16 protein-coding genes and 1 rRNA gene are annotated in these 13,207 nt (G+C 52.4%); 16 read left to right on the forward strand and 1 reads right to left on the reverse strand.

The genetic code is table 11. The features are described from left to right. The first annotated feature begins 39 nt into the window (after window positions 1-39). The 16 genes from ilvB to CLV58_RS15695 all read left to right on the forward strand — a co-directional run bounded on the left by ilvB (window position 40) and on the right by CLV58_RS15695 (window position 12,899). Window positions 40-1,815 (forward strand): biosynthetic-type acetolactate synthase large subunit, encoded by a 1,776-nt coding sequence (gene ilvB / locus CLV58_RS15620; RefSeq protein WP_106138760.1) that lies wholly within the window; start codon window positions 40-42, stop codon window positions 1,813-1,815. A 106-nt stretch (window positions 1,816-1,921) separates the two neighbouring features. Beyond that, window positions 1,922-2,455 (forward strand): acetolactate synthase small subunit, encoded by a 534-nt coding sequence (gene ilvN, locus CLV58_RS15625; RefSeq protein WP_106138761.1) that lies wholly within the window; start codon window positions 1,922-1,924, stop codon window positions 2,453-2,455. A 3-nt stretch (window positions 2,456-2,458) separates the two neighbouring features. Next, on the forward strand, window positions 2,459-2,734 hold the full coding sequence (locus CLV58_RS15630; protein WP_106138762.1) for a type II toxin-antitoxin system HicA family toxin: 276 nt from the start codon (window positions 2,459-2,461) through the stop codon (window positions 2,732-2,734). After that, window positions 2,712-2,930: a type II toxin-antitoxin system HicB family antitoxin gene (locus CLV58_RS15635; RefSeq protein WP_106138763.1), complete on the forward strand. Its 219-nt coding sequence runs from the start codon at window positions 2,712-2,714 to the stop codon at window positions 2,928-2,930. The genes CLV58_RS15630 and CLV58_RS15635 overlap by 23 nt, the downstream gene beginning before the upstream one ends. A 54-nt stretch (window positions 2,931-2,984) precedes the next feature. Further along, entirely contained in the window at window positions 2,985-3,353 is a 369-nt protein-coding gene (locus tag CLV58_RS15640) for a nuclear transport factor 2 family protein (RefSeq protein WP_106138764.1), read from the forward strand. A gap of 47 nt (window positions 3,354-3,400) precedes the next feature. Next, entirely contained in the window at window positions 3,401-4,444 is a 1,044-nt protein-coding gene (gene ilvC / locus CLV58_RS15645) for a ketol-acid reductoisomerase (protein WP_106138765.1), read from the forward strand. A 68-nt stretch (window positions 4,445-4,512) separates the two neighbouring features. Then, a complete protein-coding gene (locus CLV58_RS15650; protein WP_106138766.1) occupies window positions 4,513-5,088 on the forward strand; it encodes an O-methyltransferase in 576 nt (191 codons plus the stop codon). Window positions 5,089-5,121: 33 nt separating this feature from the next. Further along, a complete protein-coding gene (gene ilvA / locus CLV58_RS15655) occupies window positions 5,122-6,396 on the forward strand; it encodes a threonine ammonia-lyase (protein WP_106138767.1) in 1,275 nt (424 codons plus the stop codon). 10 nt (window positions 6,397-6,406) lie between these two features. After that, on the forward strand, window positions 6,407-6,724 hold the full coding sequence (locus CLV58_RS15660; protein WP_106138768.1) for a nucleotidyltransferase family protein: 318 nt from the start codon (window positions 6,407-6,409) through the stop codon (window positions 6,722-6,724). Window positions 6,725-6,794: 70 nt separating this feature from the next. Further along, a complete protein-coding gene (locus tag CLV58_RS29180; RefSeq protein ID WP_106138769.1) occupies window positions 6,795-7,055 on the forward strand; it encodes a HepT-like ribonuclease domain-containing protein in 261 nt (86 codons plus the stop codon). Next, the gene (leuC, locus tag CLV58_RS15670; protein ID WP_106138770.1) at window positions 7,052-8,458 is read left to right on the forward strand and encodes a 3-isopropylmalate dehydratase large subunit; all 1,407 of its coding nucleotides are present in this window, start codon (window positions 7,052-7,054) and stop codon (window positions 8,456-8,458) included. The genes CLV58_RS29180 and leuC overlap by 4 nt, the downstream gene beginning before the upstream one ends. An 88-nt stretch (window positions 8,459-8,546) precedes the next feature. Further along, window positions 8,547-9,242, forward strand: a complete 696-nt coding sequence (locus CLV58_RS15675; protein WP_106138771.1) for a class I SAM-dependent methyltransferase — start codon at window positions 8,547-8,549, stop codon at window positions 9,240-9,242. Between the two features lies 1 nt (window position 9,243). Beyond that, window positions 9,244-9,834, forward strand: a complete 591-nt coding sequence (gene leuD, locus CLV58_RS15680; RefSeq protein ID WP_106138772.1) for a 3-isopropylmalate dehydratase small subunit — start codon at window positions 9,244-9,246, stop codon at window positions 9,832-9,834. 45 nt (window positions 9,835-9,879) lie between these two features. Beyond that, window positions 9,880-10,977: a 3-isopropylmalate dehydrogenase gene (gene leuB / locus CLV58_RS15685; protein ID WP_106138773.1), complete on the forward strand. Its 1,098-nt coding sequence runs from the start codon at window positions 9,880-9,882 to the stop codon at window positions 10,975-10,977. 220 nt (window positions 10,978-11,197) lie between these two features. Then, the gene (locus CLV58_RS15690) at window positions 11,198-12,337 is read left to right on the forward strand and encodes a 2-isopropylmalate synthase (protein ID WP_106138774.1); all 1,140 of its coding nucleotides are present in this window, start codon (window positions 11,198-11,200) and stop codon (window positions 12,335-12,337) included. A 100-nt stretch (window positions 12,338-12,437) separates the two neighbouring features. After that, window positions 12,438-12,899, forward strand: a complete 462-nt coding sequence (locus CLV58_RS15695; protein ID WP_106138775.1) for a hypothetical protein — start codon at window positions 12,438-12,440, stop codon at window positions 12,897-12,899. A gap of 183 nt (window positions 12,900-13,082) precedes the next feature. Here CLV58_RS15695 and rrf read toward each other — a convergent pair. Then, window positions 13,083-13,193 (reverse strand): 5S ribosomal RNA (rrf, locus tag CLV58_RS15700). Between the last annotated feature and the right edge of the window lie 14 nt (window positions 13,194-13,207).

Raw genomic sequence — 13,207 nt, forward strand, 5'->3', positions numbered from 1 at the left:
TTACAGACAACAAGTACGACTTTAAACCGACCGGGTACCATGGAAACAATTGCCAGTGTCGTTCTCGACTCTACGGGAGTCAACTCAATCAACGAATTAGCTCCACAGGAAACGGCACCCATAACGTTTCGGAGCGGTGCGCAGGCCCTGATGGAGTCGTTAGTGGCCGAAGGTGTCGATACTATCTTTGGGTATCCGGGGGGCGCTATCATGCCCGTGTATGATGCGTTGTACGATTTCCAGGATCGGCTCAACCATATTCTTGTCCGGCACGAGCAGGGTGCGGGCCACGCAGCGCAGGGATACGCCCGTATGCAGGGCCGGGCCGGCGTTTGCCTGGTCACGTCGGGACCGGGTGCTACTAACCTTGTCACCGCCATTGCCGACGCGCTAATCGATTCAACCCCCCTGGTGTGTATTGTCGGGCAGGTAGGCCGGAAACTGCTGGGTACCGATGCATTTCAGGAAGCCGACGTGATGGGGGTTACGATGCCGATCACCAAGTGGAACTACCAGATCACCGATGCCGATGAGGTGCCCAGTGTTCTGTCGAAAGCGTTTTACATTGCGCAGTCAGGCCGGCCGGGCCCCGTGCTGATCGACATGACCAAAAGTGCGCAGCTGGAGCTGATGACCAAGCCGTTTCACTATGAACGGTGTCAATCGATTGTCAGCTACCGGCCACGACTGACTCCAAAAACGGAACAGGTAGAAGCGGCCGCCCGACTAATCAACAATGCCAAACGGCCTTACATTCTGGCGGGACACGGTGTACAGCTTGCCAAAGCCGAAGACGAACTGCGTCAGCTCGCCGAGAAAGCCGGTATTCCGGTAGCGACAACGCTGCTCGGCCAGTCGACTATTCCGGTTGATCATCCCCTATACGTGGGCTGGCTAGGCATGCACGGCAACTACGGTACCAACGTACTGACCGATCAGGCCGACGTCGTTATCGCGATCGGTATGCGCTTCGACGACCGCGTAACGGGCGACGCCAGCAAGTTCATCAAGCAGGCCAAGGTCATTCACATTGAAATCGACCCGTCTGAAATCGACAAGATCATCAAAGCCGATGCACCAGTCGTCGGTGATGCCAAAGAGATACTGAAGGCGCTGTTGCCGCTCATCAATCCCAACGACTTTACCGTCTGGCGCAATGAATTCCGCAAATACGACGCTATTGAACACGAACAGATCACCGTTCCTGAACTGTCGTCTACCGAAGGCAAGATTCGGATGGCCGAGGTAATTGATATGCTGTCGACCAAGACCAAGGGTGAAGCGGTACTGGTTACCGACGTCGGTCAGCACCAAATGATGGCGTCGCGTTATTATCAGTTCAAGCGGCCAAACAGTCTGGTGACGTCGGGTGGTATGGGTACGATGGGGTTTGCGCTCCCCGCAGCCTTTGGCGCACAGGTAGGCGCTCCGGACCGGCAGGTCGTTGCCGTTATCGGCGACGGTTGTTTCCAGATGACGTTGCAGGAGCTGGGGACGATTGTGCAGAACAAGCAGCCGGTGAAGGCGATCATCCTGAACAACAACTTTCTGGGTATGGTCCGGCAGTGGCAGCAGTTGTTCCATCAGCGTCGGTATTCGTTCGTGGAGTTGCAGAACCCCGATTTCATCACCATCGCCCGTGGTTTTGGGATGGACGGTCAAACCTGCGACGCCCGCGAGAACCTATCCGATGCGCTCGACACGATGCTGGCGCACGATGGTCCCTATCTGCTGGAAGTGGTCGTCGAAAAAGAAGAAAACGTATTCCCGATGGTACCCGCCGGTGCCAGCGTCTCGCAGATAAGATTGTCCTAAACTATGATTCATATGATTATTTGATTTCGCTGATTATGCAATGAACGAAATCATAGTCCATCAAAGCAATCCTATAAATCACAGTTCAAGACCATCACAGTTCAAGATGACCAACTACACTATCTGCATATTCACGGAGAACACGATCGGGTTGCTTAACCGCATCACGATTATTTTTACCCGTCGACGTATCAACATCGAGAGCCTGACCGTATCGGAAACCGAGCGTAAAGGCGTGTCGCGCTTCACAATCGTCATCAAGCACGAATCACGGGAAGAAGTCGAAAAGCTGGTCCGGCAGATTCGCAAGATTGTCGAAGTCATGGCGGTATTCGGCTACCTCAACGACGAGATCGTTTACAACGAAATCGCGCTGTTCAAGATTTCGACCCCGCTGGGCGGTAAGTCGCTGGACGTCGAAACGATCAACAAGCAGTACAAAGCCTGGGTCGTGTACTGGGGTCTGGATTATGTCGTGATCGAAAAGACCGGGAACAACGAAGAAATTTTCGACTTCTTCGGCTACCTGAAACAGTACGAAATCCTGGAATTTGTGCGGTCGGGACGAGTTGCCGTGGGAAAAACGGAGAAAGGGCTGGTCGAGTACCTGCCCGAAGCCGACTGGGCCTACTACCTGTAACAAATGGGCAAGTTTGAAAAGTTACTGGTCAAGCTACTGCGCGGAACAGCTGATGCTAATTTTAGTTTCGATGAGTTAAGGCAACTCTTACTGAAATTAGGCTTTGACGAGCGAATACGAGCCAGCCATCATATCTACACGCGGATAGGTATCGATGAAATTATCAATTTGCAACCCAAACAGAGTAAGGCTAAACCATATCAGGTAAAGCAGGTCAGGAATCTGATTACCAAATACAAACTTGACGTTGACGACAATGGAGACGAATCCTCGCTATGAACTAATCATCTATTGGAGTAATGACGATCATGCTTTCATAGTTGAAGTCCCTGAGTTACCAGGATGCATGGCCGATGGCGACACGTACCAGGAAGCCGTCACCAACGCGGAGCAGGTTATTCAGGAATGGATAGAAACGGCTCGATCGCTTGGCCGCGACATTCCTACCCCTAAAGGCCGACTACTGTTTGCCTGATTTCAACTAAGCACTACCATCAGCTTGCGTAAGTAAACTACAAGACTACACGCCGTGAACGATCTGATTAACGCCTATATACAAGCTTATAACCGGAAAGACGTTCCGGGCATGCTGGCGGTGTTGCACGACGATATTCGCTTTGAGAACGTGTCGAACACCGGTAGCACCATGACGCTGACAGGCAAGCAGGCATTCGGTGAACAGGCAACGCAGGTAGTCCCCCTTTTCTCGACGCGCCGACAGGAAATCGTTACGAAGATTATCGCCGACGACCGGGCTGCTATCGAGATCAAGTACAGTGCGGTGGTAGCGCAGGACCTGCCCAACGGCTGGAAAGCCAACCAGCAGATCGAGCTGCGGGGCGTTTCCATCTTCGAAAGTAGCGATGGCAAAATCAGCCGTATCAGCGATTACAGCTAACCAAAATAGTAACCCTCAAAACAAGAGTACAAACCAAAAAGAGAATTATGGCAACGATTAATTTCGGAGGAGTTGAAGAACAAGTTGTTACGCGGGAAGAGTTTCCGCTCGAAAAAGCCCGCGAGGTGCTGAAAGACGAAACCATTGCAGTAATTGGCTACGGCGTACAAGGCCCCGGTCAGTCGCTCAACATGCGTGATAATGGCTTCAACGTAATCGTTGGACAGCGGAAAGGCAAAACCTACGACAAGGCAGTTGCTGATGGCTGGGTACCGGGCGAAACGCTGTTCGAAATTGAAGAAGCCCTCGAAAAAGGCACGATCATCTGCTTCCTGCTGTCGGATGCAGCTCAGATCGAACTGTGGCCAACGGTAAAAGCCGCCCTGAAACCCGGCAAATCGCTGTATTTCTCGCACGGCTTCGGCGTAACCTATAAAGACAAAACCGGTATCGTCCCCCCGGCCGATGTCGACGTATTCCTCGTCGCGCCGAAAGGATCGGGTACGTCGTTGCGCCGTCTGTTCGTAGAAGGTAAAGGCCTCAACTCAAGCTTCGCCGTTTATCAGGATGCAACGGGTAACGCCCGTACCAAAGCAATCGCGATGGGTATCGGTGTTGGGTCGGGCTACCTGTTCGAAACCGACTTCTACAAAGAAGTAACCTCTGACCTGACCGGCGAACGCGGTACGCTGATGGGTGCCATCCAGGGTATCTTCGCTGCGCAGTATGAAGTGCTGCGCGCCAACGGCCATAGCCCGTCGGAAGCGTTCAACGAAACGGTTGAAGAGCTGACGCAGTCGCTGATGCCGCTGGTGGCTGAAAACGGGATGGACTGGATGTACGCCAACTGCTCGACGACGGCACAACGGGGTGCCCTCGACTGGTGGAAGCCCTTCCGCGATGCGACAAAACCCGTTTTCGAGCAACTGTATAACTCGGTAAAAAGCCAGGAGCAGGCCGAAATCAGCATCACCCGCAACTCGCAGCCTGATTACCGCGAGAAGCTGGAAGTGGAACTGGCCGAACTACGCGATTCTGAAATGTGGCAGGCTGGTACAGCCGTTCGTTCGCTGCGTCCTGAGCGTAGCTAGTTAGCTCACCCGGAATAGCGGTGTCGGCTAGCTTGTCGGCACCGCTTTCTCATTCACTTCCCTCCCCCATGCTCGATACCGTCATCGATTTCGTTCCGGCCCACCAGCCTATTGTTGCGGCATCCGCCAAACTTGGCTTTACTATGAACGCCGATGCGCAGGCAGCTTCGCTACTACGCACGCTGGCGGCTACCAAGCCAGGCGGTCGTTTTCTGGAACTGGGTACCGGTACAGGCCTGTCGACGGCATGGATTCTGGCGGGCATGGATGAACAGGCTACGCTTGTTTCAGTCGACAATGACGCTGACTGTCTGGCCATAGCGCGCGAATTTCTGGGTAACGACAGTCGCCTACAGCTCGTTTGTCAGGACGGCACCGACTGGGTAACGACCAACACTGGTCCGTTTGATTTTATCTTCGCCGATACCTGGGCCGGTAAATACACCGATCTCGACGCGGTACTGGCGATGCTGGCCCCCGGTGGTTTGTACATCATCGACGATATGCTGCCGCAGCCTAACTGGCCGGAAGGACACCCGGAAAAAGCAGACCGGCTCGTTGCCGAATTGACACAACGTACCGACCTGCTACTGACCCGACTAGCCTGGTCGACCGGCCTCATCGTTGCGGCAAAAAAGGGCTGAAGTTTTCGTATTTTTGTTGACTAACAGTACGTAATGAACACGACAACGGAAGCAGAGAAGGTCACCACACCCGACCTCGACAATATATACCTCGCGGCCGACCGGCTCCGGGGCGTGGCAGTGCATACACCTTTACAGGAAAACATCAATCTGTCAGACCGCTACGAAGCATCCATTTTTCTGAAGCGGGAAGATTTGCAGGTTGTTCGTTCGTACAAGATTCGCGGGGCTTACAACAAAATGGCTAGCCTGTCGGCCGAAGCATTGGCTAAGGGCGTCGTGTGTGCCAGTGCGGGTAATCACGCGCAGGGTGTTGCGTATGCTTGCCGAAAGATGGCCGTTCACGGTACGATCTTCATGCCGACCACCACGCCCAACCAGAAGGTAAAGCAGGTAAAACTGTTCGGCAAGCAATTCGTAGACGTCGTCCTGATTGGCGACACGTTCGATGATGCGTACCATGCAGCCGTCGAGTATGTCAATGCGCACGATAGCACGTTTGTCCATCCTTTCGACGACGTTCAGGTCATGGAAGGACAGGGTACCGTCGGGCTGGAAATTTTCAAAGACGCCAATTTTAAAATCGACTACCTGCTGATGGCGATTGGCGGGGGCGGTCTGGCTTCTGGCGTATCTGCGGTATTCCGGCAACTTAGCCCTCGCACAAAGCTGATCGGTATCGAGCCGCTGGGCGCTCCGTCGATGAAGGTATCGCTCGATCAGGGACACGTGGTGGCGCTGGATGAAATCAATAAGTTCGTTGACGGAGCCGCTGTTAAGCGTGTTGGCGATATGACCTTCGAAGTATGCCGTACCAACCTGGATCAGGTTATACTGGTACCGGAAGGCAAGGTGTGCACGACCATTTTACAACTCTACAACGAAGAAGCCATTGTAGCCGAACCCGCCGGTGCGTTGAGCATTGCCGCCCTCGATTTCCTGAAAGACGAGATCAAAGGCAAAAACGTTGTTTGTCTCGTCGGTGGTGGTAATAACGACATCACCCGAACGGAAGAGATCAAAGAGCGGTCCTTGCTGTACGAAGGATTGAAACATTACTTCATTATCCGGTTTGCGCAGCGGGCCGGGTCTATGCGTGAGTTTCTGACCGACGTACTTGGCCCGAACGACGATATCACGCTGTTTGAATACTCGAAAAAAACCAACCGTGAGCGCGGCCCGGCCCTGGTCGGTCTGGAGTTGAAATACAAAGCTGATTTTGAGCCCCTGATCGAGCGGATGAAAGCCGCCCGCGTTCAGTTCGAATACATCAATGATAAACCCGACCTGTTCGAATTTTTGATCTAACCTAACGACAATGATTACGGCTGTCCAGAATAAGCAACAGGTGTTCGAACGTGTTCAGTCGCATCAGTCGGCGCTGAAACAGTTTGGTGCGGCCAGACTGGGCCTGTTCGGGTCGTTCGTTCGCGACGAGCAAACGGTTGACAGTGACGTCGACATCGTTGTCAAGTTTCAGGAAGGACAGAAGAAAATTCGTAACCTGCTGGATATGGCCGACTACTTGGAAGCGTTAATGGGTCGAAAAACTGACTTGTTGACTTGGGAGGGCATGGCAGAATTTGTTCGTAAATACGTAAGCAATGAAGTTGAATTCATCTCCTTTACTGATTGACTTCCTGAAGCACATTCAGTCGGAAATGCTGTTCATTATTCAGCAAACAGCGGCAAAGGACTTGGAATAGATTTTTGACGATCCAACGTTACAGCGAGCCCTTACCCACAGCTTACTGGTGATTGGTGAAGCTTGCAAAAAGATCCCCGACGACTTTCGCCATGACCACGCGGAATTTGATTGGAGAGGTTTCGCTGGTCTCCGCGACCGGTTAATCCACCACTATTGGGGAATTGATCAGGATTTGTTCTGGGAAGCTATTTCGATAGAAGTCCCTATAAATAAAGAGTGGATCGATGTTATCATCGAACAAGAAGCGAGTAAACCATGAACACACAACCCACTACATTATTCGACAAAATCTGGGACGCACACGTCGTTAAACACGCCGAGGGTCATCCCGATGCGCTGTTCATCGACCGGCACTTCATCCACGAAGTAACGAGTCCACAAGCGTTCGACGGACTGCGGAAACGGGGCATCAGCGTATTCAACACCAGCCGTACCACCGCCACCGCCGACCACAACGTGCCGACGAAAGATCAGCACTTGCCAATCCGGGAAGCCCTGTCGCGACATCAGGTCGACACGCTGCGTCGGAACTGCGCGGAGTTTGGTGTTGAATTGTACGACCTTGGTCACCCGTTTCAGGGTATCGTTCACATCATCGGTCCCGAACTAGGCCTGACGCTGCCGGGCATGACTATTGTTTGTGGCGATAGTCATACCAGCACCCACGGGGCATTCGGCAACGTTGCTTTCGGTATCGGTACCAGTGAAGTAGAGCAGGTTCTGGCAACGCAGTGTATTCTGCAATACAAGCCCAAGCGGATGCGTATAAGCATCGACGGTACACTGGCAAATGGCGTCACGGCGAAAGACATCATCCTCTACATTATCTCGAAGATTTCGGCGAGTGGCGCTACCGGTTATTTCGTTGAGTATGCCGGCGAAACTATCCGTAACCTGTCGATGGAAGCCCGTATGACGATCTGCAACATGAGCATCGAAATGGGTGCCCGTGGTGGTCTGATTGCGCCCGACGATACGACCTTCGACTATATCAAAGGCCGTGAGTTTGCTCCTAAGGGAGAAGCCTTCGATGAAGCCGTTGCAAAATGGCGATCGCTTAAAACCGACGATGAAGCTACGTTCGACACCGAACTGCATTACAAAGCCGAGGATATTCAGCCGATGATCACGTACGGTACCAACCCCGGTATGGGTATTGGCATCGGTGAACACGTGCCCTTACTAACCGAAATTCCCGACACCGAACACGTTTCCTACTCGAAATCGCTGGCGTACATGGGTCTCGAACCCGGCATGGAACTGCGCAATAAAGCCGTCGATTACGTTTTCATCGGTTCCTGCACCAATGCCCGCATCGAAGACCTGCGTACCGTCGCTCAGTTTGTGCAGGGTAAGCAAAAAGCGCCCGGCGTTGAGGTATGGATTGTACCGGGTTCGGTACAGGTCGCCCGGCAGGCGCAGGCGGAAGGCTTGACCGACGTCTTTGCCAGTGCTGGCTTTGAGCTTAGAGAGCCTGGTTGTTCAGCCTGCCTGGGTATGAACGAAGACAAAATTCCGGCGGGGAAATATTGTATCAGCACCTCGAACCGTAACTTCGAAGGACGGCAGGGGCCCGGTGCCCGTACCTTCCTGGCCAGCCCGATCATGGCAGCAGCAGCAGCTGTTTCGGGCCGGGTTATGGACGTTCGCGAATTACTATAGTGACCACTGCGTAGAATTTATAGTGTATAAACTGGCATAATTTTCGATTTTCGAATCTACCTCAGGTTTTAACACATCTCCCAGCAGCATGAGTCACGCAAAGCAAACAGCCGAAAAAGTAGAGTATAACGGATCGGACAATCTGGCGATCATGAGCCACGCTACCAACTACAATGGTGGCTTGTACAAGTGGGTCGCTAAAGACGTTCGTCCGGGCGAAGCCGTTCTCGACTTCGGAGCCGGAAACGGCGAGTACGCCAACCGCTTTCCGCTCGGGAGCGTCGATGCTGCCGAAATCGACCCTGATTTGCTGCCGCTGATTAAACAGCCTGTATACACCGATATCAACGCGCTCGCTAAGTCGTACGACCTGATTTATACCATCAACGTACTGGAGCATATTGAACATCACGGAGCAATTGTGAAAGATCTGTATGCCAAACTTAAGCCCGGTGGGCGCATTAAAGTGTTCGTACCGGCCCGGCAGGAGATCTTCAGCAACATGGACGAACACGTTGGCCACTATCGGCGCTACGACAAACGACTCGTCCGGCAGATTCTGGAGGATGCTGGTTTCCGCGTGAATGACGTCCGTTATTACGATTTCGCCGGTTATTTCATTTCCTTATTGTACAAATGGATGGGCAAAGACGGCCGGATCACGAAAGATTCCGTCGTATTGTACGATCGGGTCATATTCCCCGTCAGCCGCCTGTTCGATAAACTGACGCTTGGCCACGTAATTGGTAAAAACGTGATCGCCGAGGCTGTCCGCCCAAACTAACATGAGCAAAGAAACCTTCCACGTATTGACATCGACGGCCGTTCCACTGCCGATCGAAAATATTGACACCGACCAAATCATTCCCGCCCGCTTCCTGAAAGCGACGACTCGCGAAGGATTTGGCGACAATCTGTTCCGCGACTGGCGCTTTACGGCCGACAACGAGCCGATCCAGGATTTCGTGCTGAATAATTCCCGCTACGCCGGGGCAGAGATCCTCGTAGCCGGTAAAAACTTCGGTATGGGTAGCAGCCGGGAACATGCGGCCTGGGCCATTCACGACTATGGTTTCCGGGTCGTCGTTTCCAGCTTTTTTGCTGACATCTTCCGCAACAACGCGCTCAACACTTTCGTATTGCCCGTACAGGTGTCGCAGCCGTTCTTGGAAGCACTGCTAAGCGCCGTTGAACAAGATTCGACACTACAGATCGTCGTTGACTTACCAGCGCAGACGATTTCGTTTGGTGAGCGGTCGGAAACGTTCGCGATCAATACGTACAAGAAGACGTGCCTGATGAATGGCTACGACGATATTGACTACCTGCTGAGTCTGAACGCTGACATTCGGGAATTTGATCAGGCACATGCCTAACCACGCACTTCGGCAGTTTACCACTGCACGAGTCTTTACTTACTCATGAAAAAACACATCGTCGTTATTGCCGGTGACGGTATCGGCCAGGAAGTAACCGCCGTTGGCAAACAGGTTCTGGATGCTGTGGCTCAGAAATACGGTCACGAATTTACCTACGACACGGCCCTGATCGGCCATGCCGCCATCGAAGCCACAGGTAACCCGCTTCCCGAAGAAACAATCACCAAATCAAAAGCTTCCGACGCCATCCTGTTCGGTGCCGTAGGCCACCCCAAATACGATAACGATCCATCGGCCAAAGTCCGTCCGGAACAAGGCTTGCTGGGTATCCGTAAAGCCCTGGGTTTGTACGCCAATTTGCGGCCAATCAAACTATTTGACGAACTTCTTGGCGCGTCAAGTATTCGTCCTGAGATTCTGAAGGGAGCGGACATACTCTTCTTCCGTGAATTGACCGGTGATGTGTATTTCGGCGAAAAAGGGCGGAGCGACGATCGGGACACAGCTTACGACACGATGATTTACAGCCGGTACGAAGTAGAACGCATTGCCCGCAAAGCGTTTGAAGCGGCCATGACCCGTCGGCGTCGCCTGTGCTCGGTCGATAAAGCCAACGTGCTGGAATCGTCACGCCTGTGGCGCGAAGTGGTTCAGGCTATGGCCCCCGAGTATCCCGATGTCGTTGTCGAGCATCAGTTTATCGATGCTGCTGCCATGCTACTTATTAAAGACCCGCGCCGGTTTGATGTTGTCCTGACAGGTAACCTGTTCGGCGATATCCTGACCGACGAAGCCAGTCAGATTGCTGGGTCGATGGGTATGTTAGCATCCGCATCGATCGGTGATACGACAGGTTTGTACGAGCCTATTCATGGCTCGGCGCACGATATTACCGGCAAAGGGGTAGCCAACCCATTGGCTTCTATCCTGTCGGCCGCGCTGATGCTTGATATTTCGTTTGGCATGAAGGCGGAAGCAGAGGAGGTTGTCTCGGCTGTTGATGCAGCGTTGAAAGCAGGCTATCGTACACGCGACATTGCCGATGCCGATACGCCAGACGACATGATCCTCGGTACCGAGGCAATGGGGTCACAGATTCTTACCCAGCTGGCTTCGGTAGCTGAAAATCAGGTCGTATAAATAGTTGCGAAGCGTTTGCAAAATAAAACCAATCCCATACTTTTGCAGTGTATTTACGCCTTCAGCGAATTTTCGCAGAAAAGTATGCCGTTAACTAATCTCCTTTCGCTACGACTGTCGACGCTGTCATAAACGGTGAGGGATTTACATATACCATAGCCCTCATTCGTCAGAATAGGGCTTTTTTTGTTTCATCGGGCTAACCACTTCTTCTAAAACCATGAGTCAGCGGGTTTATATTTTCGACACCACATTGCGCGACGGCGAACAGGTACCTGGTTGCCAGTTGACAACAGAAGAAAAAATTGTTGTTGCTAAAGAGCTGGAACGCCTTGGTGTCGATGTTATCGAAGCCGGTTTCCCGATCTCTAGTCCCGGTGATTTCCGGTCTGTTGTCGAAATCTCTAAAGCCGTGTCAGAGCCCACTATCTGCGCACTGAGCCGGGCCGTTAAAGGCGATATCGATGCAGCAGGTGAAGCGTTGAAATTTGCCAAGCGGGGCCGTATTCATACAGGTATTGGCTCATCGGATATTCACATCAGAAACAAGTTCAATTCGAGCCGCGAGCGCATTCTGGAGCAGGCGGTTGCCGCTGTGAAACACGCAAAATCATACGTAGAAGACGTAGAGTTTTACGCAGAAGACGCCGGGCGCGCTGATCTGGCTTTTCTGGCTCAGCTGACGCGTGCGGTTATCGGTGCTGGCGCGACGGTCGTCAATATACCTGACACAACGGGCTACTGCCTACCCGATGAGTACGGCAAGAAAATAGCCTATATCTACGAACACGTCGACAACGTACACCAGGCTACCATCTCTATTCATTGCCACAACGATCTTGGCCTGGCGACGGCGAACACGCTTTCTGGCGTCATGAATGGCGCACGGCAGGTCGAAGTCACGATTAACGGTATTGGTGAGCGGGCGGGCAATACGTCGCTCGAAGAGGTTGTAATGGCGCTGAAAGTGCGTAAAGAACTAGGTTTCTACACAAATGTAGACTCAACCCGGCTCTATCCCGTCAGTAACCTGGTATCGCAGATGATGCATATGCCCGTTCAGGCCAACAAAGCGATCGTTGGTCGTAACGCTTTCGCGCACTCATCGGGTATTCACCAGGACGGCTTTCTGAAGCATTCGGAGAACTATGAGATCATGAACCCGCAGGATGTAGGTATTGACAAGTCCATGATCGTTTTAACGGCGCGTAGCGGCCGGCATGCCCTGAAGCACCGGTTGGAGTTGCTAGGCTACCGCTACGAAAAGCCAGACCTTGATTCACTCTATGTCCGATTCCTTGACATGGCCGACATACGGAAGGAAGTTAACGATAAAGATCTGATGGAACTCGTCCGATAGAAACAATAAGGCCCGTCTTGTAGAACGGGCCTTATTGTTTCTATCTAATCAACAAACCGGGTAGACATTACGTTGAAAAGTAAACTATAACACCGCAACTATGGCACGCCCAACACCAGAATTGATCGAATCGCTGCGCCGTACTGCCCATAAACTCAAAGCAGGATCTCCCTATCAGTGGGGACATATGGGTGGTTGTAACTGTGGAAATCTGGCGCAGGAACTGACAAAACTTACGCGTGACGACATTCACCGCTATGCGATGCAACGGTATGGCGACTGGAATGAACAGGTTGAAGATTACTGCTCAACCAGCCGATTACCGATTGATCTTATCATCAGCGAAATGCTAACCGCCGGATTAACAATAGAAGATCTAAAGCACCTCGAAAGACTTGACGATCAAAGCGTATTAAACCGCCTTCCGATCGAGGAACGGTTCTTAAAACATAACGTACGCGATGATGTTGTGCGCTACATGACCGAATGGGCAGATATGTTGGAAGAACAGTTGCTAAAGCGTATTGTACTTCCGCTACCATTAGAGGCAGCATACGTCTAGCGATCTGTGTAACAGTAAACAAGCAAGGCCCGTCAAGTTGACGGGCCTTGCTTGTTTACTGTATAGCGGGCAACTACGGCAACCACTTGAGCGATATAATGTGTACCGCCCCTCTACGCTACTAATCCTTTAAACGCAGCGAGCCGATCAACTTGCGCTGACCGGCTCGACTTTCGTTTCTTCAGGTGGCACCTACCTACTCTCCCGCTTGTGACAGCAGTACCATCGGCAGTACGGGGCTTAACGACTCTGTGCGAAATGGAAGAGGTGTTCACCCGCCTTAACAGCACCAACCTGTTGACCCTTTT

The sequence above is a fragment of the Spirosoma oryzae genome, from assembly GCF_003002825.1.
Lineage (GTDB): Bacteria > Bacteroidota > Bacteroidia > Cytophagales > Spirosomataceae > Spirosoma > Spirosoma oryzae.

Excerpts from the sequence above, each read along its gene's own strand:
- leuC (WP_106138770.1), top strand. The coding sequence starts at position 7,052 with ATGAACACACAACCCACTACATTATTCGACAAAATCTGGGACGCACAC.
- CLV58_RS15695 (WP_106138775.1), top strand. The coding sequence starts at position 12,438 with ATGGCACGCCCAACACCAGAATTGATCGAATCGCTGCGCCGTACTGCC.
- ilvN (WP_106138761.1), top strand. The coding sequence starts at position 1,922 with ATGACCAACTACACTATCTGCATATTCACGGAGAACACGATCGGGTTG.
- CLV58_RS15675 (WP_106138771.1), top strand. The coding sequence starts at position 8,547 with ATGAGTCACGCAAAGCAAACAGCCGAAAAAGTAGAGTATAACGGATCG.
- CLV58_RS15635 (WP_106138763.1), top strand. The coding sequence starts at position 2,712 with ATGGAGACGAATCCTCGCTATGAACTAATCATCTATTGGAGTAATGAC.
- leuD (WP_106138772.1), top strand. The coding sequence starts at position 9,244 with ATGAGCAAAGAAACCTTCCACGTATTGACATCGACGGCCGTTCCACTG.
- CLV58_RS15650 (WP_106138766.1), top strand. The coding sequence starts at position 4,513 with ATGCTCGATACCGTCATCGATTTCGTTCCGGCCCACCAGCCTATTGTT.
- ilvA (WP_106138767.1), top strand. The coding sequence starts at position 5,122 with ATGAACACGACAACGGAAGCAGAGAAGGTCACCACACCCGACCTCGAC.
- CLV58_RS15630 (WP_106138762.1), top strand. The coding sequence starts at position 2,459 with ATGGGCAAGTTTGAAAAGTTACTGGTCAAGCTACTGCGCGGAACAGCT.
- ilvC (WP_106138765.1), top strand. The coding sequence starts at position 3,401 with ATGGCAACGATTAATTTCGGAGGAGTTGAAGAACAAGTTGTTACGCGG.
- ilvB (WP_106138760.1), top strand. The coding sequence starts at position 40 with ATGGAAACAATTGCCAGTGTCGTTCTCGACTCTACGGGAGTCAACTCA.
- leuB (WP_106138773.1), top strand. The coding sequence starts at position 9,880 with ATGAAAAAACACATCGTCGTTATTGCCGGTGACGGTATCGGCCAGGAA.
- CLV58_RS15690 (WP_106138774.1), top strand. The coding sequence starts at position 11,198 with ATGAGTCAGCGGGTTTATATTTTCGACACCACATTGCGCGACGGCGAA.
- CLV58_RS15660 (WP_106138768.1), top strand. The coding sequence starts at position 6,407 with ATGATTACGGCTGTCCAGAATAAGCAACAGGTGTTCGAACGTGTTCAG.